Genomic DNA, 16,660 nt, shown 5'->3' on the forward strand with positions numbered 1-16,660 from the left:
GGGCATCGCCAGCGGCGAACACACCCGCGAGGGGGCGCGCCGTCAGCGGATGGGGACGCCCGAGATCGTACGGGCGATGACGAGCCGCTGGATCTCGCTCGTCCCCTCGAAGATCGAGTAGATCGCGGCGTCGCGGTGCATGCGCTCGACCGGGTACTCGCGGGTGTAGCCGTTGCCGCCGAGGATCTGCATGGCCTGCGCGGTGACCGTCTTGGCCGTCTCGCCCGCGTAGAGCTTGGACATCGAGCCCTCCGCCGACTCGAACTTGCGGCCGGAGGCGGCCATCCAGGAGGCGCGCCAGACCAGCAGCCGCGCCGCGTCGATACGGGTGCGCATGTCGGCGAGCTGGAAGGCGATGCCCTGGTTGTCGATGATGGGGCGGCCGAACTGGACGCGGGTCTTGGCGTAGTCGAGGGCCACCTCGTAGGCGGCGCGGGCGATGCCGATCGCCTGGGCGCCGACGGCGGGGCGGGAGGCCTCGAAGGTGGCCATCGCCGCGTTCTTCACCCGCTCGCCACCCTTCTTGGCGCGCTCACGGGAGCGGGCGAGGCGCTCGTCGAGCTTCTCCTTGCCGCCGAGCAGGCAGTGGCCGGGGATCCGGACGTCCTCCAGGACGACCTCGGCGGTGTGCGAGGCGCGGATGCCGTGCTTCTTGAACTTCTGGCCCTGGGAGAGGCCGGGGGTGTCCGGCGGGATGATGAAGGAGGCGTGGCCCTTGGAGCCGAGCTCCGGGTCGACCACGGCGACGACCACGTGGACGTTGGCGATGCCGCCGTTCGTCGCCCAGGTCTTGGTGCCGTTGAGGGTCCACTCGTCCTTGGCCTCGTCGTAGACGGCGCGGGTGCGCATCGCCGAGACGTCGGAGCCCGCGTCGGGCTCGGAGGAGCAGAAGGCGGCGACCTTCACATCACTGGCGTCGCCGTACATCTGGGGTATCCAGGTGCCGATCTGCTCCTCGGTGCCGTTGGCGACCACGCCGATCGCCGCGAGGCCCGTACCGACGATGGAGAGCGCGATCCCCGCGTCGCCCCAGAACAGCTCCTCCATGGTCATGGCGATGCCGAGCCCGGTGGGGTCGAAGAACTGCTGGGCGTAGAAGTCGAGGGAGTACAGGCCGATCTTGGCGGCCTCCTGGATGATCGGCCAGGGGGTCTCCTCGCGCTCGTCCCACTCGGCGGCGGCGGGGCGGATCACATCGGCGGCGAACCCGTGGAGCCAGTCGCGGACCTCCTTCTGGTCGTCGTTCAGGTCAAACGCAAACTGGGAATCGGCCATCGCCGTCGCCCTCCGCCGTTCTCGTCCGGTAGTTACCATGAGTAATAGGAGTGACAGTCAGTCTGTTACCCGCCAGTAAGGCATGTCAACTCCCTGTGCCGGCCGCCGCCCGGGAAGAATGCAGTACGTTGCGCGGGGGGCAAGCGACCGTAGGGCGGGGAGGCACGTCATGGGGACCACGCGGCAGGACGCGCAGGCGAGCGCCGCCGAGCGGCGGCGCCAGGAGCTGCTGGAGGCCGCCGACAAGGTGGTGCTCAGGGACGGCCCCGGCGCCTCGATGAACGCCATCGCCGCGGAGGCGGGCATCACCAAGCCGATCCTCTACCGGCACTTCGGCGACAAGGGCGGCCTCTACCGCGCCCTCGCCGTGCGCCACACGGACGCGCTGCTGGACGCGCTGCGCGCCGCGCTCGACGAACCGAGGGAGCGCCGCGAGCGGGTGGAGGCCACGCTCGACACGTACCTAGCGGCGATCGAGGCGCGCCCGCAGGTGTACCGCTTCCTGATGCACCCGGCGGAGGACTCCCCCGCCAGCGAGCGGGGCTTCGACGTCGGCCAGCACTCGGCCCCGCTGCTGCGGCGGCTCGGCGAGGAGCTCGCCAAGGTCATCGCCGAACGGGTCGACCTCGGCCCGGAGAGCGAGGAGCTGGCCCGCGTCTGGGGCCACGGCATCGTCGGCATGATGCACGCCGCGGGCGACTGGTGGCTCCGCGACCGCCCCTGCGACCGCGCGAGACTGGTCCGCCACCTGGCAGACCTCCTCTGGGGCCGCCTGGCGGCAGCGGGCGACAGGGCGGGCGGCCCGGGCTTCTGAGACCTGCGCGCCTGGACCCGCGTGTCCGTACGCGTCACTTGGACGCCTTGCCGGGGAGCTGCGGCGCGTGGCGCGAGGCGGGTACGACGATCTCGGCGGGCGCGGGGTGCCGGTGGTAGGCGCGGGTGCGGACGTAGAGGACGGTGGCCGCTGCGGCGGTGGTCGCCGCGCACCACACGAGGCCGAGTGCGGCGAGGCCGACGCCGGGGCCGGTGTGGGTGAAGACGGCCGCGGTCGCTGTCTGCGCCGGGCCGTACAGCGGGAGCAGGATCAGCCAGTCCTGGTCGGCGCTGGGGTTGGTGAGGGGGTTCTGCAGCGTGAGTTCCATGAAGATGAACGCGAGGACGGAGAACATGCCGCTCAGTTCGGTCCGCATCAGCGTGCCGAGCATGGTGCCGATGCCCCCGTAGGCCAGGGCGGCGGAGAAGGCGGCCAGCCACAGCACGGCGAGTTGCGGCGCCCCCGAGGCCAGCCGGAGCAGGACCGTGACCTGGGTGGCGAGTGCGGCGGCCACCAGAGCCATGGCGAGGAGCCTCGCCAGCGTCAGAGCGGTGCGCGAGTAACCGGCGAGGATCAGGCGCTCGTCCATGTCCCGGGCCTTGAAGGCGGCCATGAACATCATGAATCCGATCACCGAAGCGGCGCCCGGCAGCGAACTGGTGATCTGCATCGAGTGGCTGATGTCCGTGCTGATGCGAAGGTCCAGGACGCCGAGCCGGAAGGTGAGAGGCGTCTGCGGGACACAGACGCCGATGACCCAGACCCACCCGGGGTTGAAGACCGCGCCCATGAGCAGGGCAAGGCGGTTGTTCACGTGGCCGAGCAGGGTGAAGCGCAGCGCGACCAGGAAGGAGGTAGACCAGTGCCTCATACGGCCGCCCTCTCCAGGTGCAGGGAGCCCTCGCTCAGCTTGTGCACGGTGTCGAAGCGGGACTGGTCGTGGAGGAGATGGGAGACGACGACGATCGAGCACCCGCCGTCTCTCAGCCGCTCGGTCAGGGCCCAGAACCTCTCGTAGTTGTCCCAGTCGAAGCCCTGGTGGGGCTCGTCGAGGATCAGCAGCCGGGGGTCGTGCATCAGCGCGAGCGTGAGGTTGAGCTTCTGCCGGGTACCGCCGCTGAGGACACCGAGACGGCGCCGTCGGGACGAGGCGAGACCGAAGAGGTCCAGCAGCTCTTCCGCGCGGTGCAGGTCGGGCAGCCGGTAGGCGGCCTGGAACAGCCGCAGGTGCTGCTCCACCGTCAGCGCGTCGTCGACCCGGACCTGCTGAGGGCAGTACCCCAGGGTGGCCGAGCGGACGACCCGTCCCGCGTCGGGGGCGAGCTGGCCGACCGCGATGCGCAGCAAGGTGCTCTTCCCGGCCCCGTTCTCGCCGACCACGCCCACCAGGGCACCCGCGGGCACGTCCAGGTGGACGTCGCGCAGCACCGTGGTACGGCCGTAGGACTTGGAGACGGCGCTGAGGCTCAGGCGTGCGTCGGGCGGCATGCCTCTCCGTCCTCCCGCGAGGCCGGTACCGGCGGGGCCGGCCGGGGCTGTGCCGCGATGGCCCGGGCGATGGCGCGAGCCTCGATCCCCGCCTGATACAGGGCCCCGCTGAGGGGGTTGGTGAACCCGGCGAAGTAGAGATGCGGTGCGGCACGGCACGTCCCGGCTCCCTGCACCAGGGGGTTCCCCGGCGTGTCGAGGACGTCCAGCCCTGGCAACAGCGGCTCCAGGCCGGGACGGTAGCCGGTGGCGGCGATCACCGTGTCGGGGGTCAGGTGGGAGCCGTCCGCCAACTCCACCCGTGTCCCGTCGAAACCGGCGACAGCCGCGACCGGCCGCACCAGCCCGCCCCTCACCGCCGCGACGAACCCATGGTCCAGCACCGGATTGTTCCCCTCCCGCAGATTGCGCGTGAAGGGCCCGGTACGCGGCCGGGGAACACCGAACGCGCTCAGGTCGGGCACCGCGCAGCGCTGCGTCAGCAGCGCGCTGCGGTCGCGCCAGGCCAGAGGAAGGCGCTCGGTGAGCCGTCCGACCGCGTGCCAGCGGCTGGAGCCGCGGGGCATGATGTTGGGCGGGGTACGGAAGGCCAGCCACACCTTCTTCGCGCCCTCCCGGGCGAGCACGCTCGCGATCTCCGTGCCGCTGTTCCCGGCGCCGACCACGAGCACCGACTGCCCCCGGTAGGGAGCGGGACTGCGGTAGTCGGCCGCATGCAGCAGTGCGCCGCGATACCCCTCCCGGCCCGGCCAGTCCGGCAGGCGCGGCGTGTGACAGCGCCCCGTGGCCACCACCACCGCCCGCGCCGCGATCACGCCGATGCCGTCGGCGTGCACGCGCCATGCGCCCCGCGGGTCGGCGGGGGCGGGCTCGATCCGCCGCACCGCCGTCGCCGTCCGCACCGGCAGCCGGTGATGCTCGCGGTAGCGCTCCAGATAGCGCAGGAAGTCGTCACGCGCCACCCACGAGCCGCAGCTACGGGGCAGCGCCAGCCCCGGAAGCCGCGACCCGCCCCGGACGGTATGCAGGCTGAGGTGGTCATAGCGCCGGGCCCAGCTCTCCCCGATCCGCTCACCGCGCTCCAGCACCACCGTCGGCACGCCCGCTCTGCGCAGTATCGCGGCGGCGGCCAGACCACTCGGCCCGGCCCCGACGACGACCGCGGGCGGGACATCATCGGCAACCTGGCGAGGAATATGAGGCATTTTGAACATCGTTCTGGAAACGACCTTCAGGCACGCAAGATACGCCTGCCCTGTCCCTCGGAGGATCACCGCGCCATGAGCCCGCCCCGGATCCGCTCAGTCGAGGAACTGACGAGCCGCCCGCAGGGCCCGCCGCTGACGCAGACCGGAGAGGCGGTCGACGAACAGCCCTCCGTCCAGGTGGTCGTACTCATGCTGCAGGCACCGCGCGAAGAACCCCGTGCCCTCGATGCGGACGGGGCGGCCCTCCACATCCTCGCCCTCGACCACGGCCTCGTCCGCACGCGGCGTCCCGTATTCCAACCCCGGCAGGGAAAGGCACCCTTCCGGGCCCCGCACGGTGACGCCGCCCGTCGACACGAGCCGCGGGTTCAGGACGTGACCCCGGTGGCGCCGGTCCTCGTCGTCGGGGCAGTCGTAGACGAAGATCCGCAGGGGAAGGCCGACCTGGCAGGCGGCGAGGCCGACACCCCGCGCCGCGTACATCGTGGCGTACATGTCCTCGACGAGACGCCGCAGCGGCCGGTCCTCGACGGTCACCGCTCGCGCGGCGGCACGCAGCACGGGGTCGCCGTACGTCCGCAGGGGGCGTACGGTGCCGGAGCCGCCGGGGATGCTGCCACGTCGCATGGGTGCCAGCGTACGCGGAACGCCGCCGAGTTGATCTTCCCCAGGGGTGGCGCGGTCAGGGGGTCCACCGGATCTCGGTAGGCTTCTCTTCTACGCGAGGGGCAAGGAGGTTCACACACGATGGCAGGCAACACGGACCCGCTGTCGCCGCGGTCGCGGCTGGCCGTGACGGCGGGGAGGGCCGCGGCAGCGGTGTCGCGGGCCGCGGGGCGCGGCAGCGGATCGGTGATCGGCGGCAAGGTGGCGCTCAGGCTCGATCCCGACCTCCTCCAGCGGCTCGCCACGCACCTGGACGTCGTCCTGGTGTCCGCGACGAACGGCAAGACCACGACGACCCGCCTGATCGCCGAGGCGCTGCGCGCCAACGGCGAGGTGGTGTCGAACGCGCTGGGTGCCAACATGCCTGCCGGGATCACCTCGGCCCTCGCGGGCGGGTCGAACGCGCAGTACGGCGTGATCGAGGTCGACGAGAAGTACCTCTCCGGTGTCGCGCGCGACGTCACGCCCAAGGCCATCGCGCTGCTGAACCTGTCGCGCGACCAGCTCGACCGGGCGGCGGAGACGCGGATGCTGGCCGAGCGCTGGCGCGAGGGCCTCTCCGGCCAGAAGGCCGTGATCATCGCGAACGCGGACGACCCGCTCGTGGTCTGGGCGGCCTCCTCCTCGCCGAACGTCGTCTGGGTGGCGGCGGGCCAGGAGTGGAAGGACGACGCCTGGTCGTGCCCGGCGTGCGGCGGCGTCATGCAGCGTCCCGGCGACGACTGGTTCTGCGCGGAGTGCGGCTTCCGCCGCCCCACGCCGAGCTGGGCGCTCTCCGGCGACCATGTGCTCGACCCGCACGGCTCGGCCTGGCCGATCCACCTCCAGCTCCCGGGCCGCGCGAACAAGGCGAACGCGGCCACGTCGGCCGCCGTCGCCGCCGCCTTCGGCGTGCCGCCGCAGACGGCGCTGGAGCGGATGTACTCGGTGCAGGCCGTCGCGGGCCGTTACGACGTGGTGCAGTACGAGGGCCGGGACATCCGGCTGCTGCTGGCGAAGAACCCCGCCGGGTGGCTGGAGACCTTCTCGCTGATCGACGGGCCTCCGGCGCCGGTGATCCTGTCGGTGAACGCGCGCGGCGCGGACGGCACGGACACCTCCTGGCTGTGGGACGTGGACTACGGCCGCCTGGCCGGGCACCCGATCTGCGTGATCGGGGACCGGAAGCTGGACCTGGCGGTGCGTCTTGAGGTGGCGGGCGTCGACTTCCAGGTGTGCGAGAGCGCGCAGGACGCGGTGCACCGGTGCCCTCCGGGCCGTATCGAGGCCATCGCGAACTACACCGCGTTCCAGGACCTGCGCCGTGTCGTCGGCAACTGATCCGCGGGCCTCGGTCCCTCTCGACCTCGACCTCGATCCCTTCGAACCGCTGAAGGAGCTGGCGGCATGAGTAACGCGAGTCTGCGGCTGGTGTGGGTCTACCCGGACCTGCTCAGCACGTACGGCGACCAGGGCAACGCGCTGGTGGTGGAGCGGCGCGCGCGGCAGCGCGGGCTCGACGTGCAGCGGCTGGACGTGCGCTCGGACCAGCCGATCCCGACCTCCGGGGACATCTATCTGATCGGCGGCGGCGAGGACCGGCCACAGCGGCTGGCGGCCGAGCGGCTGCTGCGCGACGGCGGGCTGAACCGCGCCGCGGAGAACGGCGCGATCATCTTCTCCGTCTGCGCGGGCTACCAGATCATGGGCCACGAGTTCGTCAACGACCTGGGCGAGCGCTCGCCCGGCCTGGGGCTGCTGGACGTGACCAGTACGCGTGGCGAGGCGGACCGGTGTGTGGGCGACGTCCTCGGCGACGTCGACGAGTATCTGCGGCTGCCGCAGCTCACCGGCTTCGAGAACCACCAGGGCATCACGCACCTGGGCCCGGGCGCGCGCCCGCTGGCGCGGGTGCGGCTCGGCAAGGGGAACGGGACCGGGGACGGCACCGAGGGCGCGTGGAACGACACGGTCTTCGGTACGTACATGCACGGCCCGGTGCTCGCGCGGAACCCGCAGATCGCGGACCTGCTGATCAAGCTGTCGCTGGACGTCAACGCGCTGCCGCCGGTCGACGACCGCTGGTACGAGGCGCTGCGCGACGAGCGGATCGCGGCGGCGACCCAGCCCGCCTGACCCGCTCCCCGGGTCCGTCCTTCCGGAGCCGCCCGTTCGGCCCGCCCCCGCCGGGGACGGGCCGGGCGGGCGGTTCTAGTCTGGTGCGGACGGGGGCGTACCTGGAGAAAGCAGGAGAAGGATGGATCACGGCGGCCACGGCATGACGATGGACCTGCCGCCCTTCACCCTCGCGCGGGGACTGGAGTTCACCGGCGAGCCGTTCTTCCTGGTGGGCTGCCTGCTGGCGCTGGCCCTGTACGGGTGGGGCGTGGTGCGGCTGCGGCGGCGCGGGGACGCGTGGCCGGTGGGGCGCACGGTCGCCTTCGTGACCGGTGTGCTGACGGTTGCGCTGGTGATGTGCACGGCGCTGAACGAGTACGGGATGGTCCTCTTCAGCGTGCACATGGTGCAGCACATGGTGATCAGCATGCTGTCGCCGATCCTGCTGCTGCTGGGCGCCCCGGTGACGCTGGCGCTGCGCGCGCTGCCCTCCGCGAACCGCAGCCAGGGTGCTCGCAAGGGGCCGCGCGAACTCCTCGTAGCGCTGCTGCACAGCCGCTACATGCGGGTGATCACGCACCCGGTCTTCACGATCCCGCTCTTCATCGCGAGCCTCTACGCGCTCTACTTCACGCCGCTCTTCGACTTCCTCATGGGCTCCAAGGCCGGGCACATCGCGATGATGGTGCACTTCCTCGCCGTGGGCCTGGTCTTCTTCTGGCCGATCATGGGCGTGGACCCGGGCCCGCACCGGCCCGGCTACGTGATGCGGATGCTGGAGCTCTTCGCGGGCATGCCGTTCCACGCCTTCTTCGGCATCGCGCTGATGATGGCCACGGAGCCGATGATCGGCACGTACGCGCATCCGCCCGCCTCGCTCGGGGCGGACGCGCTCTCCGACCAGCAGGCGGCGGGCGGCATCGCCTGGGCCTTCAGCGAGATCCCCTCGGTGATCGTGCTCGTCGCGCTGGTCTTCCAGTGGTACGTCTCCGAGCAGCGCCAGGCACGGCGCCGCGACCGCCGGGCCGACCGGGACGGGGACAAGGAGCTGGCCGCGTACAACGCGTACCTGGCGTCGCTCCAGGGACGGTAGGGCGCGAGACCGCAGAAGGGCACGCCAGTAGCGCGCGGGGCCGTGGCCGGGTGACGATGGGGACCTGGCCGCGGCCCTTGTGCGTGCGCGACCCGTGCTCCCCGGGGCCGCCGGGAGGAGGTGCGGTGATGCCTGGGATGACAGGGATGCCCGGCTCGGTGAAGACGATGACGGTGTTCACCGTCGTGGGGCTCGTGGTGGTGACCGCGTACACGGTGGCGCTGGGCAGCAGCGGCTGGCTCTGGTTCCTGTGGGTGGTGCTGGGCCTGATCACGCTGGGCGTGGTGACCGCGCGTAACTAGCCGTACGGGGCCGGCCCCGGGAGGAGCCATGGACGACAGGCCACGCGAGCCCGTGCCCCGGTCGCGTTCCGGGGCGTACGGGCACCGTCATGAACGTACGGGGACCGAGCCCACCACGGCCCAGAGCTCCCTCCGCCTGAGGCTGCTGCTCTCGGCCCTCTTCGCCCCGCTCTTCCTGGCCGCGGCCGTGGGCTTCGGCCTCTGGGCGGACTCCTCGGGCCCGGGCAGCTCCCCGGGCAGCGGCCCGCTGTGGGGGATCGCCGCCGCGTGCGCGCTGCTGGGGCTGCTGGCCCTGGTGGACGTGTACGTGGTCCGGGCCCGGCAGCGCAGGGAGCGGGGCGGCTGACGCCGGCCGCGGAGCGTACTTCGTTCTCGACATACGCTCGGGGTCGTGGAACCCTGTGTGTCATGGCATCAATTCGCCTTACCCGGCCGACACTTGAGGTTCTCAAGGTGCTCCTGTCCGCGACCGAGGACGATCCGGCCTGGGGTCTGAAGATCTGCGAGGAGGCCGACCTGGGATCCGGGACCGTGTACCCGATCCTCGACCGGCTCACCGAGCAGGGCTGGATCACCGGCCGGGAGGAGACGGGGCCTCATCCGGGGCGCCCGGCGCGGCGTTACTACGAGCTGACGGCCTTCGGACTGCGCGCCACGCGGGAGGCCCGGACACGCAAGCCGAGGCTCTTCGGCCTGCGCACCTCCCCCCACGGTGGTGCGGCGTGACCGCGGAGCCGAGCCCTCAGCAGCCGCACCGGCAGGGACCCGACGGCGCGGGTGCCGTGACCGTGGTGGCCGTTCTCGCGCCGGTTCTCGCGGCGCTGGCGGGCGGCATCTTCCTGTTGGTGGGATACCTTTTCGGACCGATTTTCCGGGATCCGGTCTCGACGGACACCCTGGTCACCACAGGCTGGTTCTTCGCGCTCGGGGGCCTGATCGCCTCTGGGGTGGCGGCCGGGACCCTGTTCGGTATGAGCCATCGCAATGCCCGAGCACACCGGACCCGGGAGCCCAGCGGGCGCTCGCTGGGTCTGGCCTCCCTCGTCGCCGGGCGGCGCAGGCCGCATCTGCGCGGGGAGTGGGCCGCCGTCCTGGCGGGCGAGGACGGCGAGGGTCTGCCGGGGCGCAGGCGGCGACGGCTCGTCGCGGGTTTCCTGCTGGCGGCCGTCCGCATGCGGCTGCGCGATCTGGCCGAACCGTTGTGGCGCCCGTTCGACTGGCTGCTGGCCGTGGAAGCCCGTACGAACGCGGCGAACGCCGCCGCGGTGGGCGCGCTGGTCGTCTACATCCACGCCACGGACGGCCTGCACACCCTTCTGACGGAGGGCTGGGCATGGTGCGCGGGGTGCGGGGTGGCGGTACGGATGCTGTTCGCGTGGCTGCGCCGGGTGCGCGGCATCGAGCTGGCCGCCCGCCCCACCGACGACTCCTGACGCCTCCTGGCCGTCAGGCGAACTCCGTCTGCTCGATCTCGCGCAGCCGCGCGAAGCGTTCGCGGAGTTCGGCGCGGCGGGCCGGGTCGTGGGCGAGGTTGACGCGCTCGTGGGGGTCCTCCCGGAGGTCGTACAGCTCGTGGTCGTTGTCGTCGAAGGCGGCGTCGGGGCCGAAGAGCATCGGGGTGGCGGTGGGCCTGGTGGGCTGGTCGGCGACGAGGCCGCCGCCGACGCCGTAGTAGCGGGCGTACTTGTGGCGGCCGTCGAAGAGCCCGCGGATCGCGTACCGGTTCTGCTGGATGCGGCGGGTGTGCACGGCCTCCTGCGCGAAGAGGACGTGCTCGCGTACGGACGCGGCCGGGTCGGCGAGGACCGGGGTGAGGTCCGTGCCGCGGAACGCGGGGTCGGGGGCGGCGCCCGCGAGGGCGCAGATTGTGCGCGCGAGGTCGACGTGGGAGGAGAGCGCGCCGGTGACGGTGCCGGGGCGGGTGAGGCCTGGGACCTTCGCGTAGAAGGGCACCTTCATGATCTCGTTGTAGACGAAGGGCCCCTTGGAGCGCAGGCCGTGCGAGCCGCACATGTCGCCGTGGTCGGAGGTGAAGAGGACGACCGTGTCGTCCCAGCGCCCGGTGGCCTCCAGCGCGGACAGGACGGTGCCGAGGCTCTCGTCGGCGAGCTGGTGGAGCCGGGCGTAGTAGTCGAGGTGGCGCAGCCAGGCCCGGGTGTCGCGGGGGTCGATGCGGCCCCAGAGGCTGTGCTGCTGGTCGTACCGCCACTGGCGCTGGACGGCGGGTTTGGAGTGCAGATCGTCGTCGAAGTTCGCGGGGAGCCGGTCGAACAGCTCGTCGTAGGGCTCGTCGTACGCGGGAACGGCCTCGCCCCTCCCCCACTCCCCCGTGCCGAGGAACCGGCGGACCATGGCAAGCTGTTCGGGGTGGTCGCGCTGGTAGCCGGGCTGGTCGAGGGGGTACCACATGACGTCGTGCGGGTTGACGAGCGCGACGGTGAGGAACCAGGGCCCGGGGTCGGGGTCGGCGGCGTTGCGGGTGAGCCAGTGCGCGGCGGACTCGGCGATGACGGGGTCGAAGTGCACGCCGGTCCCGGCCATGCCCATCCAGTGGTGGTCGTTGCCGTCCCAGTCGGCGTAGCCGTAGGCGGCCATGTCGGGGTGGGCGCTGGTCGACAGGTGCCATTTGCCGAGGTACGCGCTGCGGTACCCGGCGTCGCGCAGCGCGGAGCCGATGGTGGGGACGGAGGCCGGGAGCTCGGGCTGCCAGGGGAAGATGATGTTCTCGGCGACGTGGTGCTGCGGGACGTACCGGCCCGTCATCATCGTGGCGCGCGACGGGGAGCACGGCGAGGAGTGCGTCCAGTGGTTGGTGAACTCCAGCCCCTCCGCGAGGAGCCGCTCGCGCCAGGGCAGGCGCAGTCCCTCGGGCAGCCAGTCACGCTGCCGTTCCTGGTCGGAGACGACGAGCAGGATGTTGGGGCGGGGGCGGGGGCGGGTGCTGCTGTCGGGGTTCACGGGCGGGCGTCCCTTCCGCTCGGCGGTGTGCGGACGGGGGACAGTGCAGCACCGGGCGCCGGAGGTCACCAGAGCCGTGCGGCGGCGACCGTGCCCCCGGGCGATGAGTTTCCGGCGCGCGGCGGGTCTCCCCTGTCACAAGGCCCCCGCCGAGTGGAGGAACCGCCGTGAAGAACGCCGTGAAGAACGCCGTGAAAGCCGACATCTGGACGCGGGTGCACGCCGAGCGCGCGGCGCTGATCGAGGACCTCGCAGGTCTCGACGAGGCGCGGTGGGAGGTCCCCTCGCTGTGCGCGGGGTGGACCGTGCACGACGTGGCGGCGCATCTGGTCGACACCGCCAGGACCACGCGCCTGGGCTTCGTCGCCGGGCTCGCCCGTGCCGGGTTCGACTTCGACCGGCAGAACACGCGGGGCGTAGAGCGCGAGCGCGGCGCCGTACCGGCGGAGACGCTGGAGAAGCTGCGGCAGGTCGCCTCGCGTACGTCGACGCCGCCCGCGTCCCTCGACACACGGCTCGTCGAGGAGATCGTCCACGGCGAGGACATCCGCCGCCCGCTCGGCCTCACCCGCGCCTACCCCCGGGAGGCCGTGGTCAGGGCGCTCCGCCTGCAGGCGCGTACCCCGGCGTCGTTCGGCGGGGCCAAGGAGCTGGTGGGCCGGGTCCGGCTCACGGCCTCGGACGCCGAACTCACCCTCGGCGAGGGCCCGGAGGTGACCGGGACCGCGCTCTCCCTGCTCCTCGCCGTCTCCGGCCGCCCGGTGGCGGAGGACGAGCTGACCGGACCGGGCGCCGCCACGCTGCTGGGGGCGGGAGCCTGAGACGGGAGCCTGAGGCGGGCGCCTGAGACGGGCACCTGAAGAACCGCCGCGCACACCGGTGCCGTTCGACGTAGTGACCGGCTCCCCGCGCCGGGCGATAGTGCGGTATGTGCTCTTGCCCCGATGGTGGCGCGGATACGATCGGGCGCCACGGCCCGCGTCCCGCGCCCCCACGGCGGACGGCGGACGGCGGGCCCGAGGTGCTGTCAGCCGGCTCAGGAAGAGCCCCGGTGAGCCGAAGCGGCGGAGAGGGAGACGTCCCGTGTTCTACTACGTGCTGAAGTATGTGGTGCTGGGGCCGATATTGCGGCTGGTGTTCCGGCCCCGCATCGAGGGCCTGGAGCATGTGCCCGACGAGGGCGCGGCGATCGTGGCGGGCAACCATCTGTCGTTCTCCGACCATTTCCTGATGCCCGCGATGCTGCGGCGCCGCATCACGTTCCTGGCGAAGGCCGAGTACTTCACGGGCCCGGGCCTCAAGGGGCGGCTGACGGCGGCGTTCTTCCGCAGCGCGGGGCAGATCCCGGTGGACCGTTCGGGCAAGGGCGCCGGGCAGGCCGCGATCGACGAGGGCCTCGGGGTGCTGCGCAAGGACGAGTTGCTGGGCATCTACCCGGAGGGGACGCGCTCGCACGACGGACGGCTCTACAAGGGCCGCGTCGGCGTGGCCGCCATGGCGCTGGGCGCGGGCGTGAAGGTGATCCCGTGCGCGATGGTCGGCACGTTCGAACTCCAGCCTCCGGGGCGGAAGCTGCCGAAGATCGGGCGCGTGACGATCCGCTTCGGGGAGCCGCTGGACTTCTCGCGGTTCGCGGGGATGGAGAACGAGCGCGTGGCGCTGCGGGCCGTCACCGACGAGATCATCCAGGCGATCATGCAGCTCTCGGGCCAGGAGTACGTGGACATGTACGCGCCCGACGCCAAGGCCGCGCAGGCCGCGGAGCGCGAGCGGGAGAAGGCGGCCCGCGGCGGCCGTTCGCTGCGCGGCAAGGGCCGGGGCGCGGCCTGAGCCCCCCCCGTCTCCCTCCAAGCGGCCCGCAGGGCCAATTGGTTCCGCGCTCGGCGAAGCCCCTGTCCGAGTCTCCTCGTACCGCCCTAGCCTGCCCGCATGGCTGACGGACCGCGGGCCTTCGTGCTCGGCGCGACGGGACAGATCGGACGGGCGGCCGTACGGGCGCTCACAGCCGACGGCTGGGAGGTGACCGCCGCCGCGCGCGGCGCGGCCCAGGACGGATCGTGGCCGGACGGCGTACGCGCGGTCGCCCTCGACCGGGACGAGGACGGGGCGCTGGCGGCGGCCGTCGGCGAGGACCACGCGCTGCTGGTGGACACCTGGACGATGACGCCCGCGCACACCCGCCAGCTGACGGGGCTGGCGGGCCGGGTGGCGTCCGCCGTGGTGCTCTCCAGCGGCGCGGTCTACGAGGACGGGCGGGGCCGCAGCTTCATGACGCAGGACGAGCCGGACGGCTTCCCCCGCTACCCGGTCCCGATCCCGGAGACGCAGCGCACCCTGCCGCCCGGCGACCGGGACTACGGCTCGCGCAAGGCGCTGATGGAGCGGGACCTGCTGGCGCTCGGCGCGCGGCTGCCGGTGACGCTGCTGCGCGCGGGCGCGGTGCACGGGAGGCACGACCGGATGCCGCGCGAGCTGTGGTTCGTCAAGCGGTGGCTGGACGGCAGGCCCGTACGGATCCTCGCGTACGGCGGCCGCAGCCGCTTCCACACCGCCCACGTGGACAACCTCGCGGAGCTGGTGCGCCTGGCGGCCCGCCGGCCCGGCTCGCGGGCGCTCAACGCGGCCGACCCGGAGGCGCTCCCGGTCGCGCGGATCGCGGAGCTGATGGACACCGTCCTCGGCGGCGAGGCCGAGACGGTGCTGCTGGACGGCGCCCCACCCGAGGACGCGCCGACGGTGGGCGCGACGCCCTGGTCGCTCCCGGAGCCGGTGGTGTTCGACATGACGGCGGCGGAACGGGAGCTGGGCTACCGCCCCGTGACCTCGTACGAGGAGTCGCTGCCGGAGACGGTGGAGTGGGTCGCGGCGCGGGTGCGGGGACGCGACTGGCGGGAGGTGTACCCGCAACTGGCGCAAGTGGAGGGGTACGGGATGTTCGACTACGAGGCGGAGGACCGCTGGCTGGCGGAGCACCGCCGCTGAGCGGGGGGCCGTCGACATGCCGAGGGGCGGCCGGTGGTGTTCCGGCCGCCCCTCGTCCGTACGGCCCGCGAGGCCCGTACGGTGTGCTGCTACTTCACGGCCGGGACCGCGGCGGCGGCTGCCTTGGTGGCGGCCTTCTTCGCGGACTTCTCCGGCTCGGGCGTGGCGTGCGGGCCGCACGTCACGTCCTTGGCATCCACGGTGCCCTTGAGGAGGTAGGCGTCAACGCGCTTGTTGATGCACTTGTTCTCCAGGTTGGTGATGCCGTGCGAGCCCGCGTCCTTCTCGGTGATCAGACGGGAGCCCTTGAGCCGCTTGTGCAGCTCGACGCCGCCCGGGTACGGGGTGGCGGCGTCACGCGTGGCCTGGATCATCAGAACCGGGTGCGAGGTCTTGGCCTTGATGTCGAGCGGCTTCTGCTGCTTGAGCGGCCAGACGGCGCACGGGTAGTTCATCCACGCGTTGGACCAGGTCAGGAACGGGTACTTCTCGTGGAGCTTGGTGTTGTCCCGGTCCCAGGTCTTCCAGTCGCGCGGCCACTGCGCGTCGTTGCACTCGACGGCGGTGTAGACGGCGTTGCCGTTCTCGCTGGCCTTGTTGCCCGCGACGTCCGACATGTCCGGCCCCGCGGCCTCGATCAGCGGCTTCTCGTCACCCTTGACGTACGCCGACCAGGCGGAGGCGACCTCGGCCCAGGCGGAGTCGTAGTAGGGCGCGCTCTGGAAGAAACCGGTCAGCTCCTCGGTGCCCACGACGCCGCCGATGGGGTCCTTCTTGGCGGTGGCGCGCAGGTCCTCCCAGCGCTTCTCGATCTTCTCGGCGGTGGCACCGAGCCCGTAGACGTCGTTGTGCTTCGCCGCCCACTTCTTCCAGTCTTCCCAGCGGGTCTGGAAGGCGACGTCCTGGTCGAGGTTGACGTCGTACCAGATCTTCTTCGGCGACGGGTTCACGATGCTGTCCGTGATCATGCGCCGCACGTGGTTCGGGAAGAGCTCGGCGTAGACGCCACCCATGTAGGTGCCGTAGGAGACGCCGAGGAAGTTGAGCTTCTTGTCGCCGAGCCCCGCGCGGATGACGTCGAGGTCACGAGCCGCGTTGGGCGTGGTCATCGAGGCGAGGACGGCCTTGTCGCTGCGCTCCACGCAGCCGTCCGCGTACTCCTTGGCGGTCTTGCGGTGGGCGCGCTTGTCCGCCTCGTCCTGCGGGATGGCGTCCGGCTTGGGGGCCTTGACCCACTCCTGCGGGTCGGCGCAGGAGATCGGCGCCGAGTGGCCGACGCCGCGCGGGTCGAAGCCCACGAAGTCGTAGGCGGTGGCGGCCTTGGCCCACAGCGGGTTCTTGTCCGGGATACGGGCCGGGAAGCGCAGGCCCGAGCCGCCGGGACCGCCGGGGTTGTAGACGAGCGAACCCTGGCGTTCCTTCTTGCTGCCTGTGCTGACGGCGCGGTCGACGGCAATCTTGATCTTCTTGCCGTTCGGCTTGGCGTAGTCGACGGGAACGGTGACCCAGCCGCACTGGATGGGCGCCTTGAGCCCCCAGTCCTTCGGGCAGTCCTTCCAGTCGATGCCGGTCTTGGCGGCGCGCGCGGCGGCCAGCTTCACGCCCTGGGCCTCGGCCTGGGACTGCTGACCTGCCTGCTGGGCCTTCTGGGCCCCTTCCGCGGTGCCGTCCGCGAAGGCGGACGGAACGGATATGAGCCCCGCGGTCAGCGCTCCCGCGGCGAGTGTGCCCGCTGCGGCTATCGCCGCCTTGCGTCTCTTCACGTGTCTGCCTCCCC

The 16,660-nt window shown here is 72.1% G+C and carries 18 protein-coding genes; 11 read left to right on the plus strand and 7 right to left on the minus strand.

The genetic code is table 11. The features are described 5' to 3' along the window. Positions 1 to 42: 42 nt before the first annotated feature. Complete coding sequence (locus tag ACGF3A_RS28760; protein WP_393733254.1) at positions 43 to 1,275, minus strand: acyl-CoA dehydrogenase family protein; 1,233 nt, start codon at positions 1,273 to 1,275, stop codon at positions 43 to 45. A 169-nt stretch (positions 1,276 to 1,444) separates the two neighbouring features. On the opposite strand from ACGF3A_RS28760, the gene ACGF3A_RS28765 reads away from it, so the two are divergent. Continuing rightward, a complete protein-coding gene (locus ACGF3A_RS28765) occupies positions 1,445 to 2,089 on the plus strand; it encodes a TetR family transcriptional regulator (RefSeq protein WP_393733255.1) in 645 nt (214 codons plus the stop codon). Between the two features lie 34 nt (positions 2,090 to 2,123). Here ACGF3A_RS28765 and ACGF3A_RS28770 read toward each other — a convergent pair whose 3' ends face one another. The 4 genes from ACGF3A_RS28770 to def all read right to left on the minus strand — a co-directional run bounded on the left by ACGF3A_RS28770 (position 2,124) and on the right by def (position 5,412). Next, positions 2,124 to 2,960, minus strand: coding sequence for a hypothetical protein (locus ACGF3A_RS28770; protein ID WP_393733256.1), 837 nt, complete (start codon positions 2,958 to 2,960; stop codon positions 2,124 to 2,126). Continuing rightward, on the minus strand, positions 2,957 to 3,577 hold the full coding sequence (locus ACGF3A_RS28775) for an ABC transporter ATP-binding protein (RefSeq protein ID WP_393733257.1): 621 nt from the start codon (positions 3,575 to 3,577) through the stop codon (positions 2,957 to 2,959). Before ACGF3A_RS28775 ends, ACGF3A_RS28770 begins: the two co-directional genes overlap by 4 nt. Beyond that, positions 3,556 to 4,782, minus strand: a complete 1,227-nt coding sequence (locus tag ACGF3A_RS28780) for a flavin-containing monooxygenase (RefSeq protein ID WP_393733258.1) — start codon at positions 4,780 to 4,782, stop codon at positions 3,556 to 3,558. Before ACGF3A_RS28780 ends, ACGF3A_RS28775 begins: the two co-directional genes overlap by 22 nt. A 96-nt stretch (positions 4,783 to 4,878) precedes the next feature. Then, positions 4,879 to 5,412 carry a peptide deformylase gene (gene def, locus ACGF3A_RS28785; RefSeq protein ID WP_393733259.1) on the minus strand — a complete coding sequence of 178 codons (534 nt, stop codon included), beginning with the start codon at positions 5,410 to 5,412 and terminating at the stop codon, positions 4,879 to 4,881. A 120-nt stretch (positions 5,413 to 5,532) separates the two neighbouring features. Between def and ACGF3A_RS28790 the strand changes: the two genes are divergently transcribed. The 7 genes from ACGF3A_RS28790 (at position 5,533) to ACGF3A_RS28820 (ending at position 10,376) form a co-directional block, all read left to right on the plus strand. Beyond that, on the plus strand, positions 5,533 to 6,771 hold the full coding sequence (locus ACGF3A_RS28790) for a MurT ligase domain-containing protein (RefSeq protein WP_393733260.1): 1,239 nt from the start codon (positions 5,533 to 5,535) through the stop codon (positions 6,769 to 6,771). A 66-nt stretch (positions 6,772 to 6,837) separates the two neighbouring features. Beyond that, the gene (locus ACGF3A_RS28795; protein ID WP_393733261.1) at positions 6,838 to 7,566 is read left to right on the plus strand and encodes a type 1 glutamine amidotransferase; all 729 of its coding nucleotides are present in this window, start codon (positions 6,838 to 6,840) and stop codon (positions 7,564 to 7,566) included. Between the two features lie 121 nt (positions 7,567 to 7,687). Further along, positions 7,688 to 8,641 carry a cytochrome c oxidase assembly protein gene (locus ACGF3A_RS28800; protein ID WP_393733262.1) on the plus strand — a complete coding sequence of 318 codons (954 nt, stop codon included), beginning with the start codon at positions 7,688 to 7,690 and terminating at the stop codon, positions 8,639 to 8,641. A 128-nt stretch (positions 8,642 to 8,769) separates the two neighbouring features. Beyond that, entirely contained in the window at positions 8,770 to 8,943 is a 174-nt protein-coding gene (locus tag ACGF3A_RS28805; RefSeq protein WP_344525299.1) for a hypothetical protein, read from the plus strand. A gap of 28 nt (positions 8,944 to 8,971) precedes the next feature. Then, positions 8,972 to 9,289, plus strand: coding sequence for a DUF6343 family protein (locus ACGF3A_RS28810; protein WP_393733263.1), 318 nt, complete (start codon positions 8,972 to 8,974; stop codon positions 9,287 to 9,289). Between the two features lie 62 nt (positions 9,290 to 9,351). Next, a complete protein-coding gene (locus ACGF3A_RS28815; protein ID WP_393733264.1) occupies positions 9,352 to 9,669 on the plus strand; it encodes a PadR family transcriptional regulator in 318 nt (105 codons plus the stop codon). Continuing rightward, positions 9,666 to 10,376: a hypothetical protein gene (locus ACGF3A_RS28820; protein WP_393733265.1), complete on the plus strand. Its 711-nt coding sequence runs from the start codon at positions 9,666 to 9,668 to the stop codon at positions 10,374 to 10,376. The genes ACGF3A_RS28815 and ACGF3A_RS28820 overlap by 4 nt, the downstream gene beginning before the upstream one ends. Before the next feature lie 13 nt (positions 10,377 to 10,389). On the opposite strand, the gene ACGF3A_RS28825 is transcribed toward ACGF3A_RS28820, so the two are convergent. Next, positions 10,390 to 11,901, minus strand: a complete 1,512-nt coding sequence (locus ACGF3A_RS28825) for a sulfatase-like hydrolase/transferase (RefSeq protein WP_393733266.1) — start codon at positions 11,899 to 11,901, stop codon at positions 10,390 to 10,392. A gap of 167 nt (positions 11,902 to 12,068) precedes the next feature. Here ACGF3A_RS28825 and ACGF3A_RS28830 point away from each other — a divergent pair, with 167 nt between their 5' ends. The 3 genes from ACGF3A_RS28830 to ACGF3A_RS28840 all read left to right on the plus strand — a co-directional run bounded on the left by ACGF3A_RS28830 (position 12,069) and on the right by ACGF3A_RS28840 (position 14,883). Continuing rightward, entirely contained in the window at positions 12,069 to 12,722 is a 654-nt protein-coding gene (locus ACGF3A_RS28830; protein ID WP_393733267.1) for a maleylpyruvate isomerase family mycothiol-dependent enzyme, read from the plus strand. A gap of 262 nt (positions 12,723 to 12,984) precedes the next feature. Next, positions 12,985 to 13,731, plus strand: coding sequence for a lysophospholipid acyltransferase family protein (locus ACGF3A_RS28835; protein ID WP_393733268.1), 747 nt, complete (start codon positions 12,985 to 12,987; stop codon positions 13,729 to 13,731). A 99-nt stretch (positions 13,732 to 13,830) separates the two neighbouring features. Then, complete coding sequence (locus ACGF3A_RS28840) at positions 13,831 to 14,883, plus strand: NAD-dependent epimerase/dehydratase family protein (RefSeq protein WP_393733269.1); 1,053 nt, start codon at positions 13,831 to 13,833, stop codon at positions 14,881 to 14,883. 89 nt (positions 14,884 to 14,972) lie between these two features. On the opposite strand, the gene ACGF3A_RS28845 is transcribed toward ACGF3A_RS28840, so the two are convergent. After that, positions 14,973 to 16,646 (minus strand): alpha/beta hydrolase, encoded by a 1,674-nt coding sequence (locus tag ACGF3A_RS28845; RefSeq protein ID WP_393733270.1) that lies wholly within the window; start codon positions 16,644 to 16,646, stop codon positions 14,973 to 14,975. Positions 16,647 to 16,660: the final 14 nt, after the last annotated feature.

The organism is Streptomyces sp. NPDC048172 (genome assembly GCF_043202595.1).
Lineage (GTDB): Bacteria > Actinomycetota > Actinomycetes > Streptomycetales > Streptomycetaceae > Streptomyces.